This is a genomic window from uncultured Microscilla sp. (assembly GCF_947493425.1).
Classification (GTDB): domain Bacteria; phylum Bacteroidota; class Bacteroidia; order Cytophagales; family Microscillaceae; genus Microscilla.
On the sequence record NZ_CANLRP010000404.1, the window covers coordinates 1 to 1,018 of the forward strand.

Below are 1,018 nucleotides of genomic sequence, written 5' to 3' on the forward strand. Positions count from 1 at the left end.
CGGGAGCTTTGCTCTTAGGAGCGAGTGGTTATACCACCGCCCAACAAAATTACAGCGTGAAGATCATTGCTACCGTAGCCCGACCGGTTTCTCCTTACCTCTCAGACTTCGGATATAACCACTCACTTCAATTGACCATGATACTAAACGGCTTGACCTCGTATGCTGGTTACTTGCGAATTAAATTGGAAAGCATCGATGGGCGGGGAATTGTCATACAAACGAGGGATAGTTACCGACCCTTGCTCGACCTGGGACCTAGCCAGACCCTGAGCGGCTCGGAATTATCGGATTATTTTTCGGCTAACAACCTGTCATTTTCTGGGTACTCCCGGCAGCAATATTTGAAGACGAAAAGAGTGCCTGACGGAATTTACCGAATATCATTTTCTTTCGTGGATAGATTCAGACCTGGTGTATTGGTGTCTAATGTAGACATTCTGTCGCAAAAAACGTTGCGGGTATTTGCTTTGCAACCAGTAATCGTAAATACCCCTATTCATTTCTCTACCCTAAACAGCCAGAACAATGGAAATGTTCCAATTTCTATCAACTGGGCTCGTCCTGCTAACACTCCCTTTAATCCTGAGTATGAATTGATATTGAACGAGCTACGCCCCGATTGTCAGAACCAATATGCGAATATAAACGCAAATAACCCAACCGCTAGCCGAATATCTCAAGGCGAAATATTCAATTGCCTGGGGCCAGAGGTATTTCGTGCGACCACAACTAGCCTGACTTATAACTACGGTATGCAAGCCGAACCCGCCCTAGGCTTGGGCAAATGGTACGCCATTCGTATCCAGGCGCGTGACCCCCAGGGCAGAACCTTGTTTATTAACGATGGAGTAAGCCAGATTCGGGTGTTTCGCTATGGCAAACCTTGCCCTGTGCCGGCTCGTCTTCAGGCAAAAGCCCTCAACCCCTACCAGGTACAGCTTGATTGGGATGCCTTGCCCGACCACACAGGCTATACTGTCCACTTCAAACGCGAAGGCGATGCCTACAAATGGTA

At 47.8% G+C, this 1,018-nt stretch carries 1 pseudogene; it reads left to right on the forward strand.

The features are described from left to right. Positions 1-1,018: pseudogene (locus Q0954_RS34035) on the forward strand (hypothetical protein); the annotation flags it as partial.